This window comes from Stenotrophomonas sp. AC248, assembly GCF_979258185.1.
In genome coordinates this window covers 294,086-321,013 of record NZ_OZ409840.1, presented here as the reverse complement: position 1 = coordinate 321,013, position 26,928 = coordinate 294,086, and the positions used below count along the sequence as shown (strand labels likewise).

Sequence of the window (26,928 nt, the reverse complement as noted above, 5' to 3'; positions counted from 1 at the left end):
TGGGAGGGCCGCCATGCTGCGCTGGACCACTGCACTTTCGATTGCACTTGCCACCAGCGCCGCTGCGCTGCCCGCCCATGCCCAGGTGTGGGTGCCGGCATGGACCGCCTCACCCGCACCGGACCGCCAGGACGGCACCCCGGAGGCGCCGGTACAGTTCGCGCACCAGACGGTGCGCCAGGACATGCGGCTGGCCAGTTCGGCCACCGCGCTGCGCTTCCGCATCAGCAATGAACTGGGCGATGCGCCGCTGACCATCGGCGGCGCCTCGGCCCAACGCACCGGCACGGCCACCCCGGCCAAGCTGGTCACCTTCAATGGTCGCAGCGAAGTGGTGGTGCCGGTGGGCGCCGCCCTGCTCAGCGACCCGGTGGCGATGACGGTGCCGGCACTGGCCGATGTATCGCTCACCGTGTACTTCCCGCAGCCCACCAAACCGGCAGTGCGCCGCACCGCGCTGCGCATCGCCGACGGCCGCCTGGCCGAGGTGGGCGACAAGGTCAAACTGGCCTACCGGCAGAACGTGGTGTCGGCGGTGCTGGCCGAACGTGCCAGCAAGCCCGTGGTCGTGGTCGCGCTGGGCGATTCGATCACCGAAGGCGCCACCGCCACGCGCGGCAGCAACGGCGACTGGCCGGCGCTGCTGGCCACCCGCCTGCAGCAGGCCTGCCCGGACCAGGTGGTGGTGGTGAATGCCGGGATCAGCGGCAACAAGGTAATGGACCACGGCCGCAGCCACAGCGCGCTGGCGCGGCTGGATCGCGACGTGATCGCGCTGCCGAACGTCAGCAAGGTCATCGTGTTCGAAGGCATCAACGACATCCGCCACGACGGCGGCACCCCGCCCACCGCCGGCCGCAATGCCGAGGACATGGTGCTGGGCTACCGGCAGATCGCCGAGCGCCTGCACGGCAACGGCATCGGTGCGATCGCCGCCACCATCACCCCGTTCGGCGGCTCGGACCGCTACGAGCCGACCTCGGCGGCCACCCGCACCACCCTCAACACCTGGATGCGCGGCGGCCGCAGCGGCTATGACGCGCTGATCGACTTCGACGCCATCCTGCGCGACCCGGCCAACACCGAAAACCTGCCCGAGGACATCACCCGCGACCACCTGCATCCCAACGATGAAGGCTACCGGCGCATGGCCGCCGGCATCGACCTGGGCCTGCTGGGGTGCCGGGCACGATGAGCGGCCAGCAGTTCAAGGTGGCGGCCTCCAGCAGCCAGCGCTGGGATGCGCTGGCACTGGGCGAGGTGATGCTGCGCTTCGACCCGGGCGAAGGCCGCGTGCGCAACGCGCGCCAGTTCAACGTGTGGGAAGGCGGCGGCGAGTACAACGTGGCGCGCGGGCTGTGCAGCACCTTCGGCCACCGCAGCGGCGTGCTCACCGCGTTGCCGCGCAACGAGCTGGGCGCGCTTGCCCAGCAGCTGATCCAGGCCGGTGGCGTGGATACCAGCCAGATCGTCTGGCGTGACTACGACGGCATCGGCCGCAACACGCGCATGGGCCTGAACTTCACCGAGCGCGGCTTCGGCGTGCGCGCGCCGCTGGGCATTTCCGACCGCGCCTACTCGGCCGCCTCGCAATTGCAGCCGCACGAGTACGACTGGGACGCGGTGTTCGGCCGCGACGGCGCCCGCTGGCTGCATACCGGCGGCATCTTCGCCGCGCTGTCCGAGCACAGCGCGCAGACCGCCATCACCGCCGCGCAGGCCGCACGCCGCCACGGCGTGGCGGTGTCCTACGACCTGAACTACCGCGCCAGCCTGTGGGACAGCCATCCCGATCCGGACGCGGCGCGCCACGCCAACTGCGCCATCGCCGCCGAGTGCGACCTGCTGGTGGGCGATGAGTATTCCTTCGCGGCGTGCCTGGGCATGGACCTGGCCGACCTGGGCAAGCGCGAAACACCGATGGACGTGGGCCCGGCCGATGCGGCTGCACAGCGGGCGCTGCAGCGCTTCCCGAACCTGCAGGCCGTGGCCTTCACCCTGCGCGATGCCAGCAACGCCGCACGCAACGGCTGGGCCGGCGCACTGCGTACGCGCGACATGCTGTTCGTGTCGCGCCGACGCGAGGTGGACCTGCTGGACCGGGTGGGCGGCGGCGATGCGTTCGTGGCCGGCGTGGTGCATGCGCTGCTGGCCGGCAAGGGCGAGCAGGTGGCGGTGGAACTGGGCGCGGCGCATGGGGCGCTGGCGATGTCCACGCCGGGCGACACCGCGTGCACCAGCCTGGAGGAAGTGGAAGCGGTAGCGCGCGGGGATGCAGCAGCGGCCAAGCGCTGATGCGTGGGGTGGGCTCAGCCCGCCGCTGACAGCTGTGCCAGGCCCTCGCGCGCGGACAGGGTCAGCGGCGTGGGCAAGGCGTCCGGGCTGAACCAGCCCAGCGCCAGCAGCACGTCCGGTTCCTGCAGTTCGGCAACGGTGTCGTCCAGGGTGCGCGCCAGATACACCGGCGCGATCCAGTGCTGCTGCAGCGCCGGTTCAAAATGGTCCACCACGCACAGCAGCCGTTGAATGGCCACGCGCAGCGCGGTTTCTTCGTGCACTTCGCGGACCACGGCAGCTTCGACGGTTTCCATCCAGTCCACCTTGCCACCGGGCAGGCCCCAGTGGCCCAGCTCGGGCGGGCGCCCGCGCTGGACCAGCAACACCGCGCCATCGGCGCGCTGGATGACCGCACCACAGCCCACGCGCGGCTGGTGGCGGACAGATGCCTCAGCCATGTGCCTGCTCCCGCAGCACCTGCATCGCCACCGTCACCGCGGCCAGCAGGCGGGCACGGCTGGCGCCGTCGCGGGCCTGGGTGGAAATGCCGTGCAGCACCGTGGCGAAGTAGTCGCCCAACGCCTGCACGTCCGCGCCATCGGCCAGTTCGCCGGCGGTGGCAGCCTGCTGCAGCCGCGCGATGATCTGCTGGGTGCGCTGGCGGCGGTGTTCGGCCAGCCAGTCCATCACCGCCTCGTTCTCCGGTGCGGTACTGGTGGCCGCCGACACCACCAGGCAGCCCTGCGCGCGCCCGCGCTTGGTATAGGTGAGCACGGCGTCGTGCAGCATGCGTTCGATGGCCGGGCGCACCGCCTGTTCGCGCAGCGCGCGGTCGGCAAAGCCCCCGTCGCCGGCTTCGTACAGCGCCACCGCCTCGCGGAACAACTGCTCCTTGCTGCCGAAGGCGGCGTAGATGCGCGCCGAGGCGATGCCCAGTGCCTCCACCAGCGCCGACATCGACGTGCCTTCGTAGCCACGCGCCCAGAACAGCAGCATGGCCTGCTTGAGGGCGTGGTCTTTGTCGAATTCGCGGGGGCGGCCGGCCATGGGGCATCACTACGGAAAGAAGCGGTGCGGCAATTCTAGCGATACCCGGCGTTGACCGGGGCGAACTTGCGGCCTATTCTTTGTCGCTCGACAAACAATAAGGCGACATCCAATGCGCACCATCCAAGGCCCCAGCCTGCACCTGGCCCAGTTCAGTGCCGACCAGCCCCCCTTCAACGACCTGCCGTCCATTGCCGCCTGGGCCGCCAGCCAAGGCTTCAAGGCCCTGCAGATTCCGGCGTGGGACGAACGCCTGTTCGACGTGGAACAGGCCGCGCACAGCCAGCAGTACTGCGATGACATGATCGCCATGCTGGCCGGCCACGGGCTGGTGATCAGCGAGCTCACCACGCACATCTTCGGCCAGCTGGTGGCGGTGCACCCGGCCTACGACGCGCTGTGCGACAGCTTCGCCCCCGCCGCCCTGCACGGCGACCCGGACGCACGCAGCGCCTGGGCGATCGAGCGCATCAAGCTGGCGGCCAAGGCGTCGCAGCGGCTGGGTCTGGACCGCATGGGCACCTTCTCCGGTTCGTTCGCCTGGCCGTACCTGTTCCCGTTCCCGCAGCGACCGGACGGCCTGATCGAGGCAGCGTTCGAGGAGCTGGCCCGCCGCTGGCTGCCGATCCTGGACGTGTGCGACGCGCACGGCATCGACCTCTGCTACGAAATCCACCCCAGCGAAGACCTGCATGACGGCACCAGTTTCGAGCGCTTCCACGCCGCGGTGGGTGGCCACCCGCGCTGCCGGATCCTGTTCGACCCCAGCCACTTCGTGCTGCAGCAGCTGGATTACCTGAGCTTCCTGGACATCTACCGCGACTTCATCGGCATGGTCCACATCAAGGATGCCGAGTTCAATCCGAGCGGCCGCCAGGGCATCTACGGCGGCTACAGCGGCTGGACCGAGCGCGCCGGGCGCTTCCGTTCGCTGGGCGATGGGCAGGTGGACTTCAAGGGCATCTTCTCCAAGCTGGCCCAGTACGACTACGACGGCTGGGCCACGCTGGAGTGGGAGTGCTGCCTGAAGAACCAGGAAGACGGTGCGCGCGAGGGCGTGGCCTTCATCAACGCGCACATCATCACCGTGACCGACCGCATCTTCGACGACTTCGCCGGCGCGCCGGTCAGCCGTGCACAGATCCACGGCATGCTGGGGATCCACTGATGAGCACTTCACTGGACAGCATTACCCACCGCCACGTCCGCATCGACGGCCGCAGCGTGCATTGCGCGATCCTGGGCGAGGGCCGGCCGGTGCTGCTGATTCCCGGCTGGCCGCAGACCTGGTACGCCTGGCGGCACATCCTGCAGGCGTTGGCCGCACAGGGTTTCCAGGCCATTGCGGTGGACCCGCCCGGCACCGGTGATTCGGACACGCCGGCCCACGGCTACGACACCGGCGGCATCGCCGCCACCCTGCACGCGGTGATGCAGCAGCTGGGCCATGCGCGCTACCAGGTGGTGGGCCATGACGTGGGCATGTGGGTGGCCTACGCGCTGGCCAGCGACCACCCCGATGCCGTGCAGCGGCTGGCCATCACCGAGGCGGTGATTCCCGGGTTGGCCGAAGCTCCGCCGGTGTTCGTGGCCCCGGAAGACAACATCTTCCTGTGGCACTTCATGTTCAACCAGGTGCGCGACCTGCCCGAAGCGCTGATTGCCGGGCGCGAGCGCGCCTACCTGACCTTCATGTTCGACCGCTGGGCGCACCGCCGCGAAGCGGTGGCGTGCGAGGTGTACATCCGCGCCTATGCGGCGCCAGGCGGCCTGAGCGGTGGGTTCGGCTATTACCGCGCCATTCCCGAGACCATCCGCCAGAACCAGCAGCGCGCACGCACCCCGCTGGCGATGCCGGTGCTGGCCATCGGGGCCGAACATGCCACCGCCAACATGCCCATGGACACCATGCGCGCGCACGCCGCCGACCTGCGCGGCACGATGATTGCCGACTGCGGCCACTTCGTGATGGAAGAAGCCCCGCAGGCCTTCCTGGACCAGCTGCTGCCGTTCCTGCTGCCGGACTGCGCGGCATGAGCCTGGACCCGGATATCGCCCGCTTCCTGCAGACCCTGCCACCGCCGGAGGTGGTGGCAGGGTTGACGCTGCAGCAGATCCGCGCGGCCAGCGAAGTTGCCCTGCCCGCCCTGCAGGGCCCGATGGAACAGGTGGCCGACGTACGCGATTTCAGCGTGACCACCGGCGATGGCCATGCCCTCACCGTACGCGCGTACTGGCCGGCCGGGCATTGCCAGGGCCAAGCGCGCCCGGGGCTGCTGTTCGCCCATGGCGGCGGGTGGTTCCAGTGCTCGCTGGCGGTGTACGACCGTCCGTGCCGGGCGCTGGCCAATGCCACCGGCTGCGTGGTGCTGGCGGTGGACTACCGTCTCGCGCCGGAGCACCGCTTCCCGATTCCGCTGGACGACGTGTACGCCGCGCTGTGCTGGAGCCATGCCCAAGCCGCGCAGCTGGACATCGACCCGGCGCGGTTGATGGTGGGCGGCGACAGTGCCGGCGGCAACCTGGCCGCGGCGGTGGCCCTGCTGGCGCGCGAACGCGGTGGGCCGCCGATCCACCACCAGCTGCTGCTGTACCCGGCGCTGGACACGGCCATCGACACCGACAGCCACCGGCAGTTCGGCGAGGGCTATTACCTGAGCACGGCGTTGATGCAGCGGTGCTGGGACGCCTACCTGGGCGACGGCGTGGCCAACGCCGATGGGCGGGCGGTGCCCGCGCGGGCGCATGACCTGCGCGGCCTGCCGCCGGCCACCGTGCTGGTGTGCGCGTACGACCCGCTGCGAGACGAAGGCGAGCAGTACGCCGCGCGCTTGGCGCAGGCCGGGGTGGCGGTGCACTGCGAGCGCCTGCCCGGCATGGTGCACGCGTGCCTGCACCTGCTGGGCACCGCGCCGGCATCGCGGGTGCTGTTGACGCGCAGCGCGGCGCTGTTGGCCGCTGCGATCTGACCCAGCCGACGCTGCGCCCACGAAAAAGGCCCGGCAATGCCGGGCCTTTCCTGCCACGCCGATCAGGCGCGTGGCGATGCGGTCACGCTGGAATTACCAGCTGAAGCGCGGGCCGACCGACCATTCCTTGTCACCGTGGCGATCCATCTTGATGTCGCCGTTGATGCCCCAGTTCTGGTTCAACTTCACCTGGCCACCCAGGCGGCCGTAGAACTGGCCATCCGGATTGATGCCGTGCTTCTTGCTGAAATCTTCGTAGCCGGCCATTGCGTAGACTTCGGCATGCTGGCCGAACGCGGTGCGGATACCGGCTTCGGCGCTGTAGCCGTTGAAGTCCAGGCCATGGCGCGGGTCGTACTTGTTGTAGGCAACGCGGCCCACGAAGTCGGTGCTGTTGCCGATTTCCTGGTTGTAGCCCACGCCGACGCGCCACTGGTCGGTCTTGGCATCGTCCAGGTCGCTCTTCTGCTGGTTGAACTCACCAAAGGCGTGGAAGTTCGGCAGGAACGCGTAGGAACCCTTCACGCCCCAACCATCGGCCTTGCCGCCGTCTGCGTCGGTCTTGACGTAGTCGCCTTCGGCGTAGTTGTAGGACAGGCCTTCAGCAGCGGAAGCGGCGAACGGCAGGGCGGCGGCAAGCGCCAGGGCAATCAACGAAGTCTTCATGGGGGTACACCTCTGTCTTGAACTACTTGCAGCTGACGCGGACGTCGGTTGCATCGGAAATGTAAATTCTCCGTTATTCGACACAACCCGCCCTGAAGTGAGCCCCCTTCACCTGCGTGAATTTTTGGCAGGGGTTCAGTTGCGCTGTGACATACGCGCGCGCAGATTCCAGCGGAAAAACAGCTGCCGGGCGTGCATGTGGGGTGAGGAGCGATGCGCGCGGGCGGTGCGAGGCACCTGCCGGCGCACGGCGGCGGCACTACGCGCGAGGAGGATTCTGGTCACGACGATGCCCTTGCGGGGCGTCACGCGCTGGGGAAGCCGCTCTTGGGGAGTAACCGGCTAACGCGTCCATCTCCGTGTTGCACCGCTCGGCGCAGGGTGTGCGACAAGGTGCAGGGCCTTGGGGAAAGGTCCTGCCCGGCGTCCCCATAGTGTGCTGAACGCGTCAGCTGGAATATCAGGATGTTCCGCTCCCTCGTTAGGATTTTTCTGACCCCTCGTACGGAATCTCGCCGCCGCGTATCCCGTAAGTCATTGAACGCGTTGGCACTGGCGTGAATTGAGGCGCACTGCCATCACGCCGGCCGCGCGCTCGTGGGCGCATTGTCGATCTGCCCCTTCCCCGCACGTCGTATGTCATGAAGGCGCCCGTTCCGGTGCGCCATCGCCCACCCCTGGAGGCAGCCATGTCCTATATCGACGGTTTCGTGCTTGCAGTACCCACCGCCAACAAAGAGAAGTTCCTTGCCCACGCCCGCGAAGGCGATGCGATCTGTATCGAGCACGGCGCGCTGCGCGTGGTCGAATGCTGGGGCGACGATGTGAGCCACGGCAAGCAGACCGACTTCTTCCGCGCCGTGGAGGCCAAGGACGATGAAACGGTGGTGTTTTCCTGGATCGAATGGCCCGACAAGGCCACCCGCGATGCCGGCATGCAGAAGATGATGGAAGACCCGCGCATGAACCCGGAAAACAACCCGATGCCGTTTGACGGCAAGCGCATGATCTACGGCGGCTTTGTGCCGGTGGTGGAACTGGGCGGTAAGTAGGCGCTTCATCTCCGCCACACGGTGAGCCCATCGTCCGCCCACGCGCAGGCAGGACCATGACCTCTCCACGGTCATCGGTCCTGCCGCCATGTCATCCCTTGCCGGCCACGCACTCGCCGGCTTCACTGCCTACCTGTGCAGCACCGGCAACACGGGGGCGCGACCGCGATGGGCGGCCGCGCCGTTCGTGTTCCTTGCGGCCTGCCCTGATCTGGACTACCTGGCAGTCTGGCTGCTCGGCTACGGTGCGCAGCCACGCGTGACCCACAGCCTGCTGTTCGCTGTGGTCGCGGCGGTGGTCGTGCACCGCGTGGCAAAGACCGTGGGAAGTGGCCTGCGGCTTCGGTGGCTGCTGCTGGCGAGCCTGTCGCACCCGCTCCTGGACCTGCTGGTCGGCGCGCATCCGGTGCCGCTGTTCTGGCCGGTGCAGCCAAGGGTCTCCGTGTACGGCGTCCTGCCGAGCGCGGGCACACCGAGGTTTGGCAACCTCTATCTGTGGCGCAACCTGTTGATCGAGCTGGGCGTGCTGTTACCGGTGTATGCGGCGTTGGTCGCGATGGCGCGTGGCTGGGCCTGGCGCCGCTGGCGCCTATGGGCCCTGTGCAGTGCGCCGATCTGGGCCGCGTTCGTGGCCTGGTCGGTCAGTCTTTCGCGGTAATACGCGCAACGCGGCTGGCCTGCCGCGCTCAGCGTGCGTGGTTGCTGTCGTCATCCGCACCGCGGCCCATGCCCATGCCACCTCCGCCCATGCCCCCCATGCCGCCGCCTCCACCTTTGCTCCCGGTCTTGTCGCCCTCCGGCTTGCCCTTGGCGCCGGCAGCCGGCCGCGCCGGCCCTTGCTGCGGAATACCCACGCTGGCCGGGATCGGGGCCAGGTCGAGTGCTTCGCGGATGAAATCGCGCAGCGATACCACCAGCTCGGCGGTCTGCACCGGCCTGCCCTGCGCCAACTCGGTGGCAGCAGTGGCGGCCAGGCGCACCTGGTCGTCGGTGCCGAGCAGGATGATGTCGGACAGCGCTGCTTCCACCGCATCGCGAATGCGCCGTGCACGGTCGCTGCCGGCCACCCCATCGGCGGGCAACAGCATCGCATCGTCCGAGGCATCGGGCGCGGCCGGCTGGCGCAGGTCGCGCAGATGGCGCGGATCGACGTGCAATGCGCCGGTGAAGGAACCACCGAGGGTCTTGTAGGCGGCGATCAGCGTGCGCAGTCGCTCGTTGATCTGGCGGTTCTCACGCTCGCGGCGCTGCTGCATGGTCTGCATCACCAGCAGGCGGATGCCGACGCCTATCAGGGTGATGACGGCCAGCCCGAGCAGGGTGGAGAGCATGGCTTGCCAGGAGCTGAAGTCTAGACCGCGCATGGGGATCCGGAAGGCGGCGGGAGTTTGGCAACGATAGCTGGCGTGGGGTGAAGCGGTGATGCAGCCGATCTGCTCCTCGCCGCGTTGGCAACGACCGTAGGCAGGCCTCGGCGGACGGGTGGCTCAGATTCGACGCACAAGGTCCTCAAGGAACAACGCGAAGGAGTCCGCGAAATGCGCGTAGCTGCCATCGGTGTAGTCGAACCTGAGGATCGGGTATTCGCCCTCCTTCAAGCCGGTGCGGGTGTCGAAGTAGAACGCCTCCTCCGTGTCTGGCACGTGCAGCGCGATCAGTCCCTTCGGCGCGACGCCGTCTACCGCGTCCAACCTGGCGTAGTAGATCAGGTCGTCGTCTGCGAGATCGCGGTGCTCCGGGGCGCAAAGCGTCAAGACCGGGTAGCTGCCAACCAGGAGATCGCCGTAGGTCTGCAGCCAGCATCTGTACGTTGCAGGCAACGGGAGGCCGGAGCACCCGCAGGGCGTCTTCGATCCACTCAGGCGCTACCTGGCGCCCGGGGAATACCTTGGCTGCCTGAGACTGCGCTAGCAGGGCATTGAGACGTTCAAACATTGCCGGTCATCCTTTGTGAATGCTGGGGCGTTTGGCACTGGGGCCGCGACCTACCGAGTAAGTTCAAGACTCAAGTCAACCAACTCCGTTGACGCGTCGGGGTAGCACTCAATGTCGTGTGCTAAGAGAAATTCATCTATGACCAGCATTGGGAACAAACACTGCGTGTGCACCGTTGGCCAGATATGTACCCTTCGTTCCGTCGAACCTCAGTGCCGCGTCTGGCCAAACAAGACATTTCCGATCGGCTTTCGTACCGCGCTCACCAGTAGTTGTATCTATTGATACGACACTCCTTCCGCGCGCCTTTGCTTCACGAAGGACAATTGTCACAAATGCCTTGGTAGCCTCGTCACCTGCGGGAATCGAGGCTCGAAGCTCGCCATTGAGAAGAGAACCTTGCAAGAAATCCGCAGCTCTCGATCTTAAGAGGCTGACAATCCCTGACCCCACCAACGCGTAAATCCATCCATCTCCAGATGGATGGACCTTAACGTACTTCTCACGAAAATAATCTTCGGAAGCTATAGATGAATCCACGAAAGTTACATGAGCTCCCCGGCACTCATCCAACCGCCTTCTGTATTTCGGCCGATTGGTATCCGACTGCTCCAGCATGTCAATGAACCTGATCGAGGGACGCGCCAGCAAGAGAGCATCAGCGAATTCGTTCTCATCCAGTGAAGTCATGAACAAGCACTGTTGGATCAATTTAGAGTTAGCCACCAGACGCATCCAGGTGCACTCCATTGGCCAAGCTCTCGTCCAACCGCTCCGCCACGTATTCCGCGAACTGAGGCATGGAAGACGAGCAGCCCTGCGAGGGACACGCAGGAACAATCTCGCCATTCAATTTCAAATACGTTCGATGGGCAGGCAGTCCTCGATAGAAGATCAGTGAGTCAAGGTCTGGCAAAGCATCGAGCACACCGCGCTTCAGAACGGGCCACGCGCCTTCTTCAATACGCAACGTAACTATGTTGTGAACTGGCATGGCGTCACCGAAATCGAGAAGCAACGCCGGTAGCTCTGGAGCATCCAGCCTAAGCGCGAAGAACTGAGCAAGGCGCCACCTGTCTGAAATGTGTATCAAGCGCCCCAGCCCATACCTGCCCGACGGAAGCGGAATCGAAAACACATCACCAACGGCAACCTTGATCTTTATGGTCATTTCGGCCATTCACCCATCCACTTCTGCAGCCTCTTCCAACCACTGCTTGAAGATGTCCGAATTGGTGTCGTTCAGCCGAGCCACTCGGTCAACGTTGGAAGGCACTGGAGGCATGATCTCCACCGCAACAATTAGCCTGCTGCGACGCTGGCCTGCACCGAATGCGCCCTCTGCATCCAACTGGCGTGCGGCCTGCTCTACAGCATCCATACGGAGCTCGATCTCTTTTTCCACTCATCGACACCGAGCTCTTGTAGGCTCGGCCTGGCGAGGAAGGGCGCGCGAAGCTTTTCAGTGTATTCGCTTCCAAAGTCAACGTATGGAGAATCTGCATACGACCACCTCAGATCCGCAGCTACCTCTGGGCCTTCGCCACTCTCGACCACTGCCCTTGCAAGCGCCTCTTCAGACCAAGCTGAAAGGAATGGCGCGTGGCCTTCCTCGGTCATGACGAAGGTGCAGTAATAGAAGTTCTCGCCACCTCTGAACAAGTCCAGCAGCGCGGGCCGAAATGTCTTGCAGACCAAGTTCACCAGACCATTGACACCTTCCATCTTAAAATCTCACCGAAGCGCACTCAGTACCGGACCGAGGGTCATGTCAGCTGCACTCCGCGGCAGAGCGACGCTCTCGAGGCCATCCACCAGCCATTCCGTAACCCGCCGACCAACGTCCTCTTCGGGCAACTCCCGCGCATCCGCACTCGGTATGCTTACGAAGATCTTCAGGCGCCGTCGCTGCTTGAAATAGCGCGCCTCAACACTCGGTGCTGCGGGGGAAATGTCGGTGATGCTACCGCCGATATGCAGCGTTATATCCATAACATCAAGGCCCGCCAAGGAAACCCCATCCAGTACAGCTTTCAAACGCTTGCGAGCATAAACTACGCCTGCAAGGAACAGGATGCCGACCTCGGGGCCACCCAAGCGGGCGGTTAGCGATACTTCCATGAAGCCCCCAGCGTACGTGGGACAACGAGTGCCGTACTCTTTCCAAGCGGCTTCCTCACCGAATTACTGCGCTATCGGTGATACAGCCCGCCAATTGGTAAATCGAAGTTCCGCCCAGGAACTTGCTGCCGGCGACGGATCCAGTGAGCAGCTTGACGTCCGAGAAATCACAGCCCTCGAACGTGCAACTGATGAAGTGCACATCGGACAGTGTTGCACCGGCGAAGTTGCATCCCGTGAACTTACAGTCCGTAGCGAATGACTTGGATAGATTCGCCCCGGTGAAGTCGCAGCGCACGAATTCTCCGCCCATCCTAGTGCCCGAGAGCTTCGCTTTGACAAAGCTGCAGTCACTGAAGCTACGCCTTACGAAGACGTTACGCATGTCAACCCGATCAAGCCGACACCTCTCCATCTCGGACTCATTGATGCTGGCCCCCTCTTTGAACAGGACGTCAGAGAGATCGACACTGCTCACTTTCAGGTAACGCAAGGGTTCAGCGAGAGTCGCCCCGCGAAAGTCGGCCATGCCTAGTTCGGTGAGGCCAAAGGGCGACTCCGGCATAGGCCCCAATTTGAACGACTTCGCAGCGTCGTAGAGCTTCTTCTCGACCAGCCTCAGCTGCTCAACCTGCCACCTGCTGCGAGCTTCTTTAGCAAGCATCCATCACTTCCTTTAGCCTCCTGCACTACAGGAATGCCGAGCATACCTTTACAACGTGATTCAACGCGATCACAGACCTTCGAACGTTTGGGACGGGGGTGCGTATCCAGGCCACATCACATGCCTAAGTCGCGTCAGTGATGGGGGTAGTCACCCTCACGTGGCCAAGCGCTCGTCCAACTGCTCTGCCACATACTCCGCGAACTGAGGCATGGAAGACGAGAACCGCTGCGAAGGACATCAGTGCCAAGTTATCGCGCAGGCCGCGCTGCGCGGTGATCAGGCTGCGCGATTGGAAACTTAAGCAGCGCTCTAAGAGTGTTAGAGCGCTGCTTCTACAAAATCTCGAAAGCTGGCTGCCATTGAACGCGTATCTCCAGAATCATGATCGTAAGTAAACACGCTTCCAGATGCATCTATCATCACTGGATTTCCGGACATATCCATGGAAATCACATACGCGCCTTCTGCGCCCGGCCAGCCATCCCTTCGAAACCTATCCGTCAGATCGACCACGCTTGAAGACTCAAGCATCTTCGAATTGTTGAATCCGTAGATGGCGACACCGACGAATGACCCACCGAAGGCCTGCACAAAGTTTATGTAATCCGGGTCAAATATGACGCCAAGCTTATTCTGCGCACCCTCGATCTCATCTATCGAAGCTCCTCTTCCTTTATAAATCTCATTACCAGGCTCATCAAGAAAATTTGCAACTTTTTCGATAAATTCCAAGCTAGTCTCCAGTCCTAAGTTCGACAAGGAACGGGCATTCCTCGTTTTGTCATCTCCAACTCCGCCCGATGCCTCCAGTACTCTGCCCGCCAATCATCAAACTGCTCACGGGCCGCGTCGCCGATCCCCCCACCCTTCGCTGAGCCATTGGGGTGCTGGGCCTTGTTCCCTATTTTATGGCGAGACGATGGCATTTCAATGATTGGACCGCCAATCTGCTGACGATGGTGATGCAGAACTATCGTTTCTCCATTCACGTCCTTTGGAGACAAACCGTAACCTCGACCCCTCTCGATCTTGTTATTGTTCGCATGCCATATTCCGGTCACCTCACTATCAGACAGGTGACCAAGATCTCTCACCGCCCTGACCTCCAATGTCAAACCATTGCTGGAGGTAAAATTCGTCCTCCCTCGCGGGAACGCCTTGTCGGTGGGCGTGCCTTTGAGGCCCAATGGGTCACACCAAGTAAGTGGACTATCAACGTACGCATAGAGTGACAGGCCGCCGCTCAGGCCTATTACATCTTGACCTACATATTGCCCGACAAGTGGATCGTAGTATCGATATCGATTGTATTGGAGATCGGTTTCGCAGTCATGATACTGCCCTTGGAATCGGAGCTCGTTTGGCAGAATTTCGATGTCGCAGTCGATCTGCTGACCCCAGGGAGAATATCTAGCAGCCCAAACGATCTCACCTAAAATATTGGTTGCTCTGATAGGACAGCCACTGCTATCAACGTGATACTGATAGACCAGTGACTTCCCAGCCGGCAGTTCGCCCTCTACGCATGCGCCGAGCGCGGCGTAGTGACAAGATTCTTCGAACTTCGCTGCCCTTAGCCCTGCGGTCGCATCCTGTTCGACGCGAGTATCCTCGGGCCGACCAGCGGGTCGCGTGTTTTTCGGGTGAAGAAGTTCCGTAGAACCCGCTCCAGTTCTCTCGGAAACCGTACTGTTTCTGCTGGCTGACGGAGCACCGAGGGAGAGTGCACCAAGAGATGCTGACCCTAGACCTCCCATACTCAGAGGACGACGGTCCTTCGACGGTGGTGGGGCAACAGGTTGTGTAGCTGTGCGCGCACTGAGGTGATGGATGTCGCTTTTAGATGGAGCGTCAGGGGCGACGACGTTAGTAGTCATCGGGACAGACACCATCGCGTCTGGGCGAGCTATCGGCCCCGGAACCACTGTCGCGAGGGGAACAAACGTTTCCGGGTAATACACATACTCCCGAACCCCCTCATGCAGCTTCCCCAACCGCCGCTGCCGCCGCTTCACCTCGATCAGGCTGGCCACGTTGTCCACCCACACCGGCGCGGCATCTTCGGCGTCGTTGGCCTGCTTCACCTCGCCCAGCAGCGCGTCGCCATCCCAGAAGAACCACGTGGTCTCGTCCGGATTGCGCTTGAACACCCGTCGTCCCAGCGGGTCGTAGCCGTAGTGCGTGCTCTTCCCACCGCGCCGGCTCTCGGCCAGCCGATGGTTGACGTCCCAGATCAGTTCCAGGTCGCTGGCGTCGCCGCCGCCCGGGCTGCCCTTGCGCACCATGTCGCCGGCGCGGTCGAACACGTAGTGGACGCCCTGGTAGGTGCCCTCGCGTGTCCACAGCAGCTCTGCCTGGTCGTCGCCACCGGCCACCTTGCGCATGCGCACTTCGCGGATTTCGGTCCGCAGGCGGTCGCCGGCCGGGTCGTTGTAGTAGGGGTGCAGCACGCCCTTCGGATCGGTGTGGGCCAGCAGCCGGCCTATCGCGTCGTAGCGGTATTCGTCCACACCCTGCGCGCTGTCCTGGCGGCGGGTGAGGTTGCCGGTGCGATCGTAGTCGTAGCGGGTGTCGAACAACGGTGACGCATCGCGCAGGACGGTCTGCGCGGTGAGCAGGTTGCGCGCGTCGTACTCGAAGCGGCGCTCCACGTGCGCGCTCAGCTGCTCGCGGGTGGTACGGCCCAGCGCGTCACGCTCCAGGGTGATGGGCGCTTCGTCGTTGATGCCCACCTCGATCAACTGGTCGCGCAGGTCGTAGGCGAAGGCAACGGTGTTGCCGGCGCCGGTCTGGCGCTGGGTGCGGTTGCCCACTTCATCGTAGGCGTATCCCACGCGGAAGCCGTCCTGCAGTTCCTCCAGCAGTTGGCCCAGCGGGTCGAAGCGGCGGGTGGCGTGCCGGTGCGGGTTGCGCAACGCGATGAGCTGGCCGCGCTTGTCGTACTCGAACGTTTCCTTGACCTGCCGCCCCGGCTGGCGGATGTCCGGCAGGGTCTTGGCGGTGATGCGGCCCATCTTGTCGGTGGCAAACCCGATGCGCTGACCCAGCGGGTCCAGGGTGGCGGTGAGGCGCCCGGCCGCGTCGTACTCGTAACGACGCGGTTGGCCCCAGTAATCCACTTCTTCCACGATGCGGCCGAGCGGGTCGCGGGTGAGCGTGTAGGTCTCGCCCCGCTGGTTGATCACCGCCACCAGCTGTTCTTCGGTGTCGTAGCGGTACTCCACCACCTGGCCGTCGGCCTGCAGGCGCTTGCCGATCTGGCCGATGCCCACGTACTGCAGGCGGGTGCGCGCACCGACCTCGTCCAGATAGGTGATGAGCTGGTCTTCGGCGTCGTATTCGCAGCGTACGCCGGTGCCGTCGGTGGCGAGCACGGCCAGCAGCCGGCCCTTGGCGTCGTAGGTGTACGCCGTGGGCTGGCCGAGCGGGTCCACCTGGCGTTGCAGGCGGCCCAGCGGGTCATGCTCGAAGCGGCTCTCATGGCCCAGCGGATCGCGCACCACCGCCACCAGCCCATGCCGGTCGTAGCCCACGGCGGTGACGGCCCCGCGCGCGTTGATCTGCGCCTGCAGCAGGCCATGGGCGTCGTAGGCGTAGCGGGTGCTGGCCTGCAGCGGGTCGGTCTGCTCGATCAGCAGGCCGCGGGCGTCGTAGTGCTGCTGCCAGGTGTTGCCGTCGGGGTCGGTCACGGCCAGCAGCTGGTCGTTGTCGTCGAACTGCTGCTGCAGGGTGGTGCCATCGGCGCGCACCAGCACCACCAGGTTCCCGCGCTCGTCATACTCGAACCCGGTCCGCAGCCCTTCCGGGTCGGTCACCGCCACGGTGCGGCCGAAGTCGTCGTACTCGAAGATGGTCACCCCATCGAGCGGGTCGATCTCGCACAGCGGCAGGCGGTTTTCGTCGAACTTGACCAGGCTCACGTGGCCCAGCGAGTCGGTGATGCGGGTTTCGTGCAGCAGCGCGTCGTAGTCGAAGTGGTAGTCGTACAGGCCGCCGTCGCCCCAGGAATGCACCACGCGCCACTGCGCATCAAAGGCGTAATAGAACGACAGGCCGACCCGATCGGTGTGGCGCACCATGTAGTGTTGCTGGTAGCCGAAGGTGCGCGGCGCATCCAGCGGGTCCACCGCGGCGATCAGGTCGCCGTTGGCGTAGCGGTAGCTCACCAGAAGATGATTCAGGCCGCTGGCCGGGTCGTGCAGCTGCAGGCGGTCGATGTGGCCCTGGCGCGCGTCCACTTCGATGAAGCGGCCCTGCAGGCCGTCCACGCCGCTTTCCACGATCCGCACCAGGTGGCCGTCGCGGCGCTCGAAGCGCCAGTGGTTGCCGCAGCGGTCTTCGATGCGCTCGATGGGCAGGCTGCGCTCGTGCGGCAGCACCGCCACGCCGGCGGCCGGGGTGGCGTCGAAGTGGTACTGCAGGCCGCCCTTGAAACGCACGATCCACTGACCGTTTTCGCGCCACAGACGCGCGCCGTCCACGAAGTCCAGGGTGGCCGCTTCCATGCCGTCCCGGCGCGGCAGCTCGGGGAAGAAGGCCACCTCGTCCGGGCCGGACAGCCAGGCGCTGCCGTCGGCCGACAGCGCCAGCGCGATGTCGGCCGGAGTCTGCCAGCCGTAACCGCAGGCGCCGGTGCGCTGGGCATGGCGCGAGGCGTAAACACGGCGCCAGCTGAGCGGCAGGCGGCCGGGGATGCTGAAGTCTTCGTGGCTGACCGAGACGCTGCCGTCGCGGATGTCCACCGGCTCGGCCCGCAGGATCTTGCACTTGAGCGTGCCCGAGGGCAGATGCCCCCACTTGCCCCGGCGCCACGCGGCGAAGGCATCCATCTTCTTGCGGAAGAAGTCGGTCTTGCGCAGCTTACCCAAGCCGGCGAAGGCGGCGCGGAAGGCCATCGCCGTCCACGACACGGTGGGCGGGCCACCGACCTTGACGCTGGTCGGAATGGCCACGTTCAAGCCAGTGGGCAGCGACATGGCGCGCAGCGGCTTCTTGGGCTTCTTCACCCGGAACGGGTTGATCATGCCGGCCAGGTTGCAGTCCAGCACGGGCATGGCCAGGCGAGAGAACGGCTCGCCATCGGCCGACACGGTGCGGCTGCCCATGAAGATCTCTTCGCCGTCGAACTGCGGGCCCATCGGCGCGGCCAGCGGCGGGCCCCACACGCCCAGTGGAATGTGGATGTCCAGCCCGCCGGTGCCGGCGGTGCCGCGGTGCACGCCGTTGACCTTGATGGTGGAGCCGATGAACGGGATGTAGTCGAACGGGTCCAGCACCAGGCCGATGTGCGGCGTGGGCAGCGGGCACGGCGGCATCGCGTACATGTGGATGTCGATGCCCAGCTGCGGATCGAAATGCTTGGCGGCAATGCTCACGGCAACACTCCTGTGTTGCTTACAGCGCGCGCAGCAGGGCGCGCAGGAAGGCTTTGACTTCGTCGCGGTATTCCACGCCGAGCCACACCACGATGGCCATGCCCAGCAGCACGGCGACGGTCATGACCAGAATGCGGGTATTCATGCGGCAACAACTCCAGGGGTGGCCGCAGGCGGTGCGACGTGGGCAAGGTCGGTACCGGCCAGCAGCGGGCCGGGGTCGGGCAGCGGCTGCATGGCCGGCGGTTCGCTCCAGACCGGAATCTCGTGGTCGAGCGGGTGTTCGATGGTGGGCAGGCCGTTCCAGTGCGGGTCGAGGAACTCACGCCCCACCGCGACGATCTTGCGGAAGAACTCGTCGCCGCCCTGCACCAGCCGTTCGCGTTCCTGCTGGATGCGGTGGAAGGTCTGTTCCAGGCCCGCATGCAGCTGGGCGTCGATGACATCCAGCTGCACGCGGGTGGGCGTGGGGCCGAGCTTGGCGGCGGCCTCTTCGGCCTGCGCGTGCAGCGAGGTGGTCTGTTCGAGATAGGCCGGGGCGGTGAGCTGGATCTTCTCGGCGCGGCGCAGGTCCTGCAGCTGCAGCAGGTCCCACAGTGCCTGCGGCAGGGTAGTGGCCTTGCGGTCCTGCGTGCTGAGGGGCTTGGCGATGCGGATGGCTTCCAGCAGCTGGGTACGCGCTTCCTCGCGCTTGCCGTGCTGGAGCAGGCAGTAGCCGGCCATGCGCTGGCCTTCCAGCTGGAACATCGGGTGCGGGATGCTGGCCGCCGAGGTGGACGCCTGCAGGTAGGTCTGGGCGGCGCGCTCGGGGTTCTTGGCGGTGAGCCAGCAGCCGGCTTCGCCGAACCAGCTCTGCATGACCAGCTCGGGCGCGGCAGCGTTGCCGGCGCTGCGGGCGGCATCGGCGGCGCTGCGCGCCTGGCGGTAGGCGGTGATGGCCTGGCCGTGGTCGCCGGCCTTGAGCCAGGCACCGGCCACCATCATCTGCACCACCGACGCCTGCTCCTGCCAGCCGTGGCGCTGGGCCAGCCCCAGCGCGCGCTCGGCGCGGGCCACCACCTGCTGCGGGCTGCCGCGCTCAAGCAGCAGCATCAGGTCGGCGAGCAGCTGGCGGTACAGCACTTCCGGGCCGGTGCCGCCGGACTGCGAGGCGGTGTCGCGGGCGATGGCAAACATGTCCACCGGCGCGTCGATCCGCGCGGCGACGCTGGCGTGGCGCTCCAGCAACGGCTGCCAGCGCGGGTCTTCCTCGGTGTCCACCAGCACCAGGCGCAGGCGGTCGCCGGGGGCGGCGGCCAGCGCCGCATCCACCCAGCGTTCAAAGCCGTCGCCGGGCACCATGCGCTCGGGTTCCAGCACGGCGGCCAGCAACCGCAGGTGGTTGCCGTGGTGCTCGGCGAAGCTGTCCAGTACCTGCACCACGCCGGCGGCGCTGTCGGGGTGCTCGGCATGCGGACCGCGCCAGCCGAGCGTGATGCCCTGCCCGCGCAGTTCGTCCTGGCTGCCCAGGTAGCGCTCGAGCAGGGTCTGCTTGATCTGCCGGCTGTAGCGGAAGCCGAGCTCATAGGGCGTGTCCACGCGCAGGAAGTAGTCCGGCGTGTCGCGGCCCTGGTCGTGCCGCTGCATCTCGAAGAAGGCGGCCAGCAGGCGGCTGGCGTTGGCCGGCAGCCGCCAGACCAGCAGCCGCCGGCTGGGGTCGGCGGCGGCGGCAAGCCAGGCGTCGCTGAGGCGTTGGATGCCGCGCAGCATGGGGGTGTCGTGCATGGGTGTCCCTCCGATGGACCGGTCAGCAGTTGAGCTTGATCTCGCTGCCGTTGACCGACACGCCACCGCTGTTGATGACTACTTCCGAGCCGCCGGCGGAGATCTTGATCTCGCCGTCGGTGATCTCGATGAAGGCACCGCCCACCGCCGCGGTGAGCTTGCTGGCCGAGCCGAGGGTCATGTCGCCGTTGGACAGCTGGCTGTGGGTGCCACTGACTTCGTGCTCGAAGGTCCCGTCCACGCCCACGGTGCGTGCGCCGATGTTGGTGTCTTCCACCGCGCCCTGCACGCCGCGCTTGTCCAGCCCGGTGATGATGGTCTCGCGGCCGGCCGAGTATTCCTGGGTGACCTTGCCGATCACCTGGCGCAGCGAGGTGGAGGTAACGGTTTCCTTCCAGGTGCCGGTGCGCTGGCTGGTGTAGTTGCCGGTGAGGGTGGTGCCGAAATCGCCGGTGATGGTTTCGGTGTAGCCGGCCGCGGCGATGGTCTTGGTCTGGCCGGACTGGTAGGCCTCGGTGACGGCGCCGGTGACGTTGGTGGTGCGGGTGCCGGTGACGCCCAGGGTGTCGGTGCCGGTGACAGTGATGCCCCGGTTGGCACCCACGCTGATGTCCTGGTTGGCGCCCACGCTCATACTGTGGTTCACCGCCACCGCGGTGGACTTGTTGTTCTGGATGCTGGCGTTCTGGTCGTTGAGCACGGTGGTGACCATGTCGCGCTGGGCACGCATGTTGAGCAGCTCGCCACCGGCGGTGTCGTGCATGGTCATTTCGTTCCAGCCGGCGCCCTTGACCGTCTTGGACTTCAGGCCGCTCACTTCCAGGCCGAACGGCGGCATGTTCTCTTCATTGAAGACCCGGCCGGTGATGATCGGGCGGTCCGGGTCGCCGTCGAGGAAGTCCACCACCACTTCCTGGCCCACGCGCGGCGGCGACACCCCGCCCATGTCCGCGCCGGCCCATGGGCTGGCGCTGCGGATCCAGCAGGAGCTGTTCTCGGCGCCGTTGTCGCGGCGGTCTTCCTTGCGATCCCAGTGGAACTGCACCTTCACCCGGCCGTACGCGTCGGCATGCAGTTCTTCGCCGGGCGGGCCCACCACGGTGGCGGTCTGCGGGCCGGGCATGCGCGGCCACGGGGTCTGCCGCAGCGGGCGGTAGGGAATCTTGCGGCGCAGCACCTCGGCCTCGATGGCGTGGCTGGGCGCTTCGGCGCTGGCGAAATCACTGGCGAAGTTGTTGCGCCCTTCGCGCTGCAGGCGCACCACGAAGAACTGGCGGTCTTCGGCGCCGCGGCCGATGAAGTCCGGCTGTTGTTCCAGGGTGAAGCAGCCGCCCGCCTGCAGCCCGGCGGCGTTGCCGGCGCATTCGAACAGCTTGGTGGGCCACGCGGTTTCTTCATTGCGCACCGCCGCCAGCGCCTCGCCAATGCGGCTGTCGGCGAAGCGGGCCGCACCGTCGTACCGGTACTGGGTGAGTTCGGGCAGCACGCCGCGCGGCGCCTCGTTGCCGCGCACCACGCGCAAGGGCGTGCTGGGCTGCTTGAAGTCGAAACTGCTCAGCGCGTGCGCGCCCGGGCCCACGCGGCGGCGGGCACCCCAGCGGTGCAGGCCGGTCTGCTGCTGCACGCCCTGGTCGGCGCGGAAGTACACCGGCGCCGGTTCGCCCAAGGCCACGCTCAGGGTGGAGTCGTCGCTGAGCAGCAGGGTGTGGCCGTCTTCGTCGTGGCGGAAGCTGTAGTAGATGCCGGCGTCTTCAAGCAGGCGCGAGACGAAGGCGAAATCGGACTCGTTGTACTGCACGCAGTAGGGCAGTTTGGGCAGCTTGCCGGTGTCCAGGTCGTAGTCGAAGCGGGCCAGGTCGGGGTAATCGGCGAACACCGTTTCCACGATCTTCAGCACGTTCATGTCCTGGAAGATGCGGCAGTTGCTGGTGTAGTCCAGGAAGGCGAACCACGGCGCGATCTCGGCGCGGTAGGCACTGAACTGCGCCTCGCGGCCGGTGCTGGCGAATTCGCGCACGTAGCCGTGGACGCCATGGCCGCCGAACTCGTCGCCCAGGATCAGCCGCAGCGGCTGGCCCACCAGCTGTTTGAGCTCCAGCCGGGGTTGGATCGAGAGCAGCTCGACCTGGTAGGCGAAGGGATGGGACACGCGTTCGCTGCCGTCGAACCGCTTGACCAGGAAGGTCTGCGGGTCCAGCACGGTGTCGACACGGATGAGGCGGTGGTCCTGGTGCAGGCGGGTGAGCGCGTGACCGGCGGTGAGGGCTTCGGCATACATCGGGCGTTCCTTCGTCCCATGACTTCGAGATCCCGACTCTGCCATTTCTGCATGACGTGCGCCAACATTCTGACGCGGGTATTGCGTAAACCCCTTCAGCTTTGTGCAAGCGAAGGTGGCCCATCACGGCGCCCGCCCGCAGGCAGGCGCCGTGGTCACGCCTTACTTGCGGGCGCGCTTGGCCGGGGCCTTGCGGGCCACGGGCTTGGCAGCACGCTTGGCCGGGGCGGCCTTGCGGGCAACGGCCTTCTTGGCAACGGCGGTCTTCTTGCCGACAGCCTTCTTGGCCACGGCGGTCTTCTTGGCGACGGCCTTCTTGGCCACGGCAGTCTTCTTGCCGACGGTCTTCTTGGCTACGGCGACCTTCTTGCCGACGCTCTTCTTGGCAACGGCGGTCTTCTTGCCGACCACCTTCTTGGCGGTGGCGGACTTCTTGGCCACAGCCTTCTTGGCCACGGCGACCTTCTTGCCGACGGTCTTCCTGGCAACAGCCGTCTTCTTGCCGACGACCTTCTTGGCGGTGGCGGACTTCTTGGCCACAGCCTTCTTGGCCACGGCGACCTTCTTGCCGACGGTCTTCTTGGCCACGGCGGTCTTCTTGCCGACGACCTTCTTGGCGGTCGCGGTCTTCTTGGCCACGGCCTTCTTGGCCACGGCAACCTTCTTGCCCACAACCTTCTTGGCGGCGGCGGTCTTCTTGGTCACGGCCTTCTTGGCAGTGGCGACCTTCTTGCCGGCAACCTTCTTGGCAGCCTTGGTGGTCTTGGTCACGGCCTTTTCAGCGGCGGCCTTCTTCTTGGCAACCTGCTTCTTCAGCGAGGCGGCTTCGGCCTTGGCGTTGCTCTTGGCCGTTTCCAGCTTCTTCTTGGCGGTGGCCAGGGTCTTGCCAACCGACTTGGCGGCCTTGTCGGCCTTCTTGGCGACGGTCTTCTCGGCCTTCTGCACGGCCTTCTTGACCTTGGCAACCTGGGTGGTGGCAGCCTTGCGTGCGCGCTTGACGGTCTTCTTCACCGACGCCACGGCATCTTCAGCGGCGGTAGCGATGGTCTCGCCCACGTTGCCGGCCACTTCTTTCACTTCGTCGACGCCCTGCGACAGGGTCGCGGTCACACCATTACCGTTGCTCATGATTGCCTCCTAAGGGGCCTGGTCAGTTAAATCGCTGGCGATGCTATACCGGCGCGGTCCATCGTGGAACGGTCTTGTCGCAGCCTGTGAGCCGCACCTGTGCTTGGCGGGACGACGCCAGCGCTGCCCGGCAAACCAGGCGTTGGCAGCAAACCCCTTTAAAACAGCTTCCGTGCACGGCACGTGCGTTGCCGTGCCGGTCTTTCCTGCGCGCGTCGAGCGGTAGTGACGCGACGTGCAATTGGCTGTCGTACGCGTTCGGTTGGTTGGCTTTTACTGCACAACTGCGCTGCCTTCGGGCTCGAAAAGGCCGGCGGTGTTGGCCCGATCAACCCGCCGGGGCATGCGGCAGAGGGCGGGGGTCGGGGTTGAAAACGGGGTCATGCAGCGGGCCCATCCTGGTCGCAGACATGACGTCACCGATGACCTGCATCAGCGGCATGGACAGCGACAGGGGACAGCGGGGTGCGTGCCACCGATGGTTGGTCGACGGCGGCATCGCGCGCTTGGCCGAGCCCGCCGCCGGCGCGCAGCCGACCCCTGCACGGCGGCCTTCAACGACACCAAAGCGGATGGCGCGGGGGCGTCGCCAGCCGCGCGGCGGGCCGGATTTCATTCGCGGTTTAGGCGCAGGCAGCCACACTCATTCAGCTTGCTTTACCTTATAGAGGCTTCTGCCTCCCACGCCGCTCTTCGTTACGGAACCGACGGACCATGCGACCGCTCCCCACCCTGCTCACGCTCGCCCTTGCCGCCGCCTTCGGTGGCTTTGTCGCTTCGGCGATCAACGTGCACCTGGACAACCGTGCCGAAGCAGCGCCGGCGTCGCTGGTCATTCCGGCCACGGCGGCATTGCCGGCCTCGGTGGCCGGGCAGCCGGTGCCGTCGCTGGCGCCGATGCTGGAACGGGCCATGCCCGCGGTGGTCAGCGTCAACACCAAGCAGGTGGTGCGGGTACGCAACCCGTACTTCAACGACCCGTTCTTCCGCCGGCTGTTCCCGGAAGTGCCGCAGGAACGCATCAACGAATCGCTGGGCTCGGGCGTCATCATCGACGCCAGCGCCGGGCTGGTGCTGACCAACCACCACGTCATCGACAACGCCGACGACGTGCAGGTGACGCTGGCCGACGGGCGCACGGTCAAGGCCGAGTTCATCGGCTCGGACCGCGACACCGACATCGCGTTGATCCGCATTCCCGCCGACAAGCTCACCGCCCTGCCGCTGGGCAACAGCGACCAGCTGCGCGTGGGCGACTTCGTGGTGGCCATCGGCAACCCGTTCGGTTTCAGCCAGACCGTCACCTCCGGCATCGTGTCGGCGGTGGGCCGCAGCGGCATCCGCGGGCTGGGCTACCAGAACTTCATCCAGACCGACGCGTCGATCAACCCGGGCAACTCCGGCGGTGCGCTGGTCAACCTGCAGGGCCAGCTGGTGGGCATCAATACCGCCAGCTTCAATCCGCAGGGCAGCATGGCCGGCAACATCGGCCTGGGCCTGGCCATTCCGTCCAACCTGGCGCGCGACGTGGTCGACCAGCTGGTCAAGCACGGGGTGGTGGTGCGCGGCACGCTGGGCGTGGAAGCGCAGAACCTGACCCAGCAGATCGCCCAGGGCCTGGGCTTGAACGAAGCGCGCGGCGCGCTGGTGACGCGGGTGCTGGCCGGCTCCGGCGCGGCCGCCGCCGGGCTGCGTCCGGGCGATGTGGTGGTGTCGGCCAACGGCCAGCGCGTGGACAGCGCGCAGGCGCTGCACAACATGGAAGGGCTGGCGCCGGTGGGCAGCACGCTCACCCTGGACATCCGCCGCGACGGCAAGGCGCAGCAGCTCAAGGCCACGCTGAAGGAACAAGCGCGCGCGGTCAGCGGCGACACGCTGGACCCGCGCCTGGCCGGTGCCACCTTCGTCGACCTGCCCGAGTCGCTGCGCCAGGCTGGCATCAGCGGGGTGCAGGTCAGCGAGGTCAAGCGCGGCAGCCGCGCGGCCAGCTCGGGCCTTGCCGCCGGCGATGTGATCACCGAAACCACGGCCGGCGAGTTCGCCGACCTGGCCAGCTGGCGGGCCAATTTCCAGCAGCGCCCACCGCAGCTGGTGCTGCGCATCGTGCGCGGCAACACGCCGGGCGTGCTGGTGATGCGATGAACGGGTCAGCAAGCCCTAACGCCCCTTACACCCCGCCGATGCTATTACCTTGTGTTCGTTACCGCAGGTCTGCTGCGGTCACCTTCCCATCGCACATAACGGAGAGTCACGATGAGCCCCACCAATACCGAGAACCTGAAGGAACACCTGGGCGAAGCCGGTTCGCACCTGAAGTCGGCGGCCACGGCTGCGGGCGGCGCGATCAAGGGCGCCACCGGTGCCGCTGGCGACGAACTGCGTATCGGCAAGGCCAACGTCAAGGCTGAGCTGTCCGACACCGCGCTGTCGGGCCTGGCTGCCGCCGAGTTCGGTGGTGCCGCCGCCAAGGAACAGGTGGATGCCCTGATGGACAAGGGCAAGGACCTGGTGGACAGCGCCGCCGAGCTCATCCGCGAGCGCCCGCTGGCGTCCTTCGGCGTGGCCTTTGCTGCTGGCTGGATCATCGCCAAGCTGGCCCGCAGCGGCGGCGACAAGTAATCCGGCGTGAGCGATCAAGCCCAGTCGACCGCCACCGGTGGCGCGGATACCCCGCCACCGGACGGCGCTGAGAAGGCGCCCCACCTGGATGAAAGCATCCGCCAGGTGGGTGCTGCCGGTCGTGACACGGTAGAGGCGGCCAAGCACACCCTGCGGTCCCTGCGCCGGTTGGCCTCGGCCGATTTCGCGTTGGCGCGCAGTGCCTTCGGGCGGGCGCTGGCGTGGAGTGGCGTGGCGATCGTGTTCGGTGCATCGGCCTGGCTGTTGCTGGCCGGCACGCTGATCGCGCTGATGGTGCGCTGGGGCATGAGCTGGTTCCACTCGCTGCTGATCACCTCGATCCTCAGCCTGATCGTGACCGGCTATGCGATGTGGCGGGTATCGTTCTTCTTCCGCCATACCGGCATGCATGCCACGCGTCGCCAGTTGTCGCGGCTGGGGCTGTATGACGAACCCAGCGAGGAAGATCCCGATGCCGACGTCGATACGACGGGGGCCAAGCGATGAATTTTGAAGCCTTGCGGCAACGCGTGCAGCGTGCCGAACTGGTGGTGGCGGTGCGGGTGGAGAAAACCCGCAGCAGCTGGTTCACCCTCAGCGGCGCATGGCGGGCCGGTTGGACGCCGTTGCGCATCATCACCGTGGGCCTGGCCGGCGGTTTCCTGGCCGGCAAACTGGAGCCCACCGGGCTCGGGGCGAAGGTGCAGGGTGCGCGCTGGCTGCAGATGATCGGCTCGGTGTCCAACCTGTTGGCCAGTACCCAGGCCGCGTTTGCGTCGATGCAGGCCAATGAAGCGGCCGATACGGCCGAGCAGGCCGCCGAGAAGGTGGACGATGCGGTGGACGGCGGCGTGCCGCGCCAGCCGCCCGCACCCCGCGCTCCGGCCACCGCAGCGCCGCGTGTTGACGCCGATGACCAGCGCCAGCCGCAGCCGGCTGAAGCGGCGACGGATCTTTCCGAGCGCTGAGCCGCACCGGTCCACCGGCGCACTGCACCTGAAGCCCTGCCGCCGCCGCGGCGGGGTTTTTT

The 26,928-nt window shown here is 66.0% G+C and carries 26 protein-coding genes and 1 pseudogene; 12 read left to right on the top strand and 15 right to left on the bottom strand.

Going from position 1 to position 26,928, the window contains the following annotated elements; genetic code table 11:
* Positions 1–13: 13 nt before the first annotated feature.
* Entirely contained in the window at positions 14–1,195 is a 1,182-nt protein-coding gene (locus ACZ0AE_RS01445) for a GDSL-type esterase/lipase family protein (RefSeq protein WP_448132844.1), read from the top strand.
* The gene (locus ACZ0AE_RS01440; RefSeq protein ID WP_463600211.1) at positions 1,192–2,295 is read left to right on the top strand and encodes a sugar kinase; all 1,104 of its coding nucleotides are present in this window, start codon (positions 1,192–1,194) and stop codon (positions 2,293–2,295) included. Before ACZ0AE_RS01445 ends, ACZ0AE_RS01440 begins: the two co-directional genes overlap by 4 nt.
* A 14-nt stretch (positions 2,296–2,309) precedes the next feature.
* Here the strand turns inward: ACZ0AE_RS01440 and ACZ0AE_RS01435 are convergent, their stop codons facing one another.
* Together ACZ0AE_RS01435 and ACZ0AE_RS01430 are read right to left on the bottom strand one after the other, a co-directional pair.
* Complete coding sequence (locus ACZ0AE_RS01435; RefSeq protein ID WP_463600210.1) at positions 2,310–2,735, bottom strand: NUDIX domain-containing protein; 426 nt, start codon at positions 2,733–2,735, stop codon at positions 2,310–2,312.
* Positions 2,728–3,324 carry a TetR/AcrR family transcriptional regulator gene (locus tag ACZ0AE_RS01430; RefSeq protein WP_463600209.1) on the bottom strand — a complete coding sequence of 199 codons (597 nt, stop codon included), beginning with the start codon at positions 3,322–3,324 and terminating at the stop codon, positions 2,728–2,730. Before ACZ0AE_RS01430 ends, ACZ0AE_RS01435 begins: the two co-directional genes overlap by 8 nt.
* A gap of 112 nt (positions 3,325–3,436) precedes the next feature.
* Here ACZ0AE_RS01430 and ACZ0AE_RS01425 point away from each other — a divergent pair, with 112 nt between their 5' ends.
* Genes ACZ0AE_RS01425 through ACZ0AE_RS01415 form a run of 3 tightly spaced genes read left to right on the top strand, consistent with a single transcriptional unit; the run spans position 3,437 to position 6,293 of the window.
* Complete coding sequence (locus ACZ0AE_RS01425) at positions 3,437–4,492, top strand: sugar phosphate isomerase/epimerase family protein (RefSeq protein ID WP_463600208.1); 1,056 nt, start codon at positions 3,437–3,439, stop codon at positions 4,490–4,492.
* A complete protein-coding gene (locus ACZ0AE_RS01420; RefSeq protein WP_463600207.1) occupies positions 4,492–5,361 on the top strand; it encodes an alpha/beta fold hydrolase in 870 nt (289 codons plus the stop codon). The genes ACZ0AE_RS01425 and ACZ0AE_RS01420 overlap by 1 nt, the downstream gene beginning before the upstream one ends.
* The gene (locus ACZ0AE_RS01415; RefSeq protein WP_463600206.1) at positions 5,358–6,293 is read left to right on the top strand and encodes an alpha/beta hydrolase; all 936 of its coding nucleotides are present in this window, start codon (positions 5,358–5,360) and stop codon (positions 6,291–6,293) included. Before ACZ0AE_RS01420 ends, ACZ0AE_RS01415 begins: the two co-directional genes overlap by 4 nt.
* 93 nt (positions 6,294–6,386) lie before the next feature.
* Here the strand turns inward: ACZ0AE_RS01415 and ACZ0AE_RS01410 are convergent, their stop codons facing one another.
* A complete protein-coding gene (locus ACZ0AE_RS01410) occupies positions 6,387–6,959 on the bottom strand; it encodes an OmpO family porin (RefSeq protein ID WP_038691013.1) in 573 nt (190 codons plus the stop codon).
* Positions 6,960–7,648: 689 nt separating this feature from the next.
* On the opposite strand from ACZ0AE_RS01410, the gene ACZ0AE_RS01405 reads away from it, so the two are divergent.
* On the top strand, positions 7,649–8,011 hold the full coding sequence (locus tag ACZ0AE_RS01405) for a DUF1428 domain-containing protein (RefSeq protein WP_137191826.1): 363 nt from the start codon (positions 7,649–7,651) through the stop codon (positions 8,009–8,011).
* Positions 8,012–8,099: 88 nt separating this feature from the next.
* Positions 8,100–8,669, top strand: coding sequence for a metal-dependent hydrolase (locus ACZ0AE_RS01400; protein ID WP_463600205.1), 570 nt, complete (start codon positions 8,100–8,102; stop codon positions 8,667–8,669).
* A 28-nt stretch (positions 8,670–8,697) separates the two neighbouring features.
* Here the strand turns inward: ACZ0AE_RS01400 and ACZ0AE_RS01395 are convergent, their stop codons facing one another.
* The 5 genes and pseudogenes from ACZ0AE_RS01395 to ACZ0AE_RS01375 form a co-directional block, all read right to left on the bottom strand.
* A complete protein-coding gene (locus tag ACZ0AE_RS01395; RefSeq protein WP_463600204.1) occupies positions 8,698–9,375 on the bottom strand; it encodes a hypothetical protein in 678 nt (225 codons plus the stop codon).
* A 123-nt stretch (positions 9,376–9,498) separates the two neighbouring features.
* The gene (locus ACZ0AE_RS01390; protein ID WP_051598920.1) at positions 9,499–9,831 is read right to left on the bottom strand and encodes an SMI1/KNR4 family protein; all 333 of its coding nucleotides are present in this window, start codon (positions 9,829–9,831) and stop codon (positions 9,499–9,501) included.
* A 247-nt stretch (positions 9,832–10,078) separates the two neighbouring features.
* A complete protein-coding gene (locus ACZ0AE_RS01385) occupies positions 10,079–10,636 on the bottom strand; it encodes a hypothetical protein (RefSeq protein WP_463600203.1) in 558 nt (185 codons plus the stop codon).
* Positions 10,637–10,664: 28 nt separating this feature from the next.
* Positions 10,665–11,126 carry an Imm26 family immunity protein gene (locus ACZ0AE_RS01380; RefSeq protein WP_463600202.1) on the bottom strand — a complete coding sequence of 154 codons (462 nt, stop codon included), beginning with the start codon at positions 11,124–11,126 and terminating at the stop codon, positions 10,665–10,667.
* Positions 11,127–11,566: pseudogene (locus tag ACZ0AE_RS01375) on the bottom strand (DUF4303 domain-containing protein).
* Here ACZ0AE_RS01375 and ACZ0AE_RS01370 point away from each other — a divergent pair.
* Positions 11,549–12,055 (top strand): hypothetical protein, encoded by a 507-nt coding sequence (locus ACZ0AE_RS01370; RefSeq protein ID WP_463602123.1) that lies wholly within the window; start codon positions 11,549–11,551, stop codon positions 12,053–12,055. The pseudogene ACZ0AE_RS01375 and the gene ACZ0AE_RS01370 sit on opposite strands and share 18 nt — an antisense overlap.
* A 67-nt stretch (positions 12,056–12,122) precedes the next feature.
* On the opposite strand, the gene ACZ0AE_RS01365 is transcribed toward ACZ0AE_RS01370, so the two are convergent.
* From ACZ0AE_RS01365 to ACZ0AE_RS01335, 7 genes are all read right to left on the bottom strand, one after another.
* Positions 12,123–12,731 (bottom strand): pentapeptide repeat-containing protein, encoded by a 609-nt coding sequence (locus tag ACZ0AE_RS01365; RefSeq protein ID WP_463600201.1) that lies wholly within the window; start codon positions 12,729–12,731, stop codon positions 12,123–12,125.
* A 321-nt stretch (positions 12,732–13,052) separates the two neighbouring features.
* Complete coding sequence (locus tag ACZ0AE_RS01360; RefSeq protein ID WP_447591426.1) at positions 13,053–13,466, bottom strand: SMI1/KNR4 family protein; 414 nt, start codon at positions 13,464–13,466, stop codon at positions 13,053–13,055.
* Positions 13,467–13,480: 14 nt separating this feature from the next.
* A complete protein-coding gene (locus ACZ0AE_RS01355; protein ID WP_463600200.1) occupies positions 13,481–18,109 on the bottom strand; it encodes an RHS repeat-associated core domain-containing protein in 4,629 nt (1,542 codons plus the stop codon).
* Between the two features lie 19 nt (positions 18,110–18,128).
* On the bottom strand, positions 18,129–18,254 hold the full coding sequence (locus tag ACZ0AE_RS01350; protein ID WP_258223862.1) for a hypothetical protein: 126 nt from the start codon (positions 18,252–18,254) through the stop codon (positions 18,129–18,131).
* A complete protein-coding gene (locus ACZ0AE_RS01345) occupies positions 18,251–19,873 on the bottom strand; it encodes a hypothetical protein (RefSeq protein ID WP_463600199.1) in 1,623 nt (540 codons plus the stop codon). Before ACZ0AE_RS01345 ends, ACZ0AE_RS01350 begins: the two co-directional genes overlap by 4 nt.
* 22 nt (positions 19,874–19,895) lie before the next feature.
* Positions 19,896–22,151, bottom strand: coding sequence for a type VI secretion system Vgr family protein (locus tag ACZ0AE_RS01340; protein ID WP_463600198.1), 2,256 nt, complete (start codon positions 22,149–22,151; stop codon positions 19,896–19,898).
* A 162-nt stretch (positions 22,152–22,313) separates the two neighbouring features.
* Positions 22,314–23,279, bottom strand: coding sequence for a histone (locus tag ACZ0AE_RS01335; protein WP_314402636.1), 966 nt, complete (start codon positions 23,277–23,279; stop codon positions 22,314–22,316).
* 714 nt (positions 23,280–23,993) lie between these two features.
* Here ACZ0AE_RS01335 and ACZ0AE_RS01330 point away from each other — a divergent pair.
* The 4 genes from ACZ0AE_RS01330 to ACZ0AE_RS01315 all read left to right on the top strand — a co-directional run bounded on the left by ACZ0AE_RS01330 (position 23,994) and on the right by ACZ0AE_RS01315 (position 26,866).
* Positions 23,994–25,421, top strand: coding sequence for a Do family serine endopeptidase (locus tag ACZ0AE_RS01330; protein ID WP_448132833.1), 1,428 nt, complete (start codon positions 23,994–23,996; stop codon positions 25,419–25,421).
* 111 nt (positions 25,422–25,532) lie between these two features.
* Entirely contained in the window at positions 25,533–25,898 is a 366-nt protein-coding gene (locus ACZ0AE_RS01325) for a hypothetical protein (RefSeq protein WP_019185548.1), read from the top strand.
* A 6-nt stretch (positions 25,899–25,904) separates the two neighbouring features.
* Positions 25,905–26,405 carry a phage holin family protein gene (locus ACZ0AE_RS01320; protein WP_038691035.1) on the top strand — a complete coding sequence of 167 codons (501 nt, stop codon included), beginning with the start codon at positions 25,905–25,907 and terminating at the stop codon, positions 26,403–26,405.
* Positions 26,402–26,866: a protein sip-5 gene (locus ACZ0AE_RS01315; RefSeq protein WP_463600197.1), complete on the top strand. Its 465-nt coding sequence runs from the start codon at positions 26,402–26,404 to the stop codon at positions 26,864–26,866. The genes ACZ0AE_RS01320 and ACZ0AE_RS01315 overlap by 4 nt, the downstream gene beginning before the upstream one ends.
* Positions 26,867–26,928: the final 62 nt, after the last annotated feature.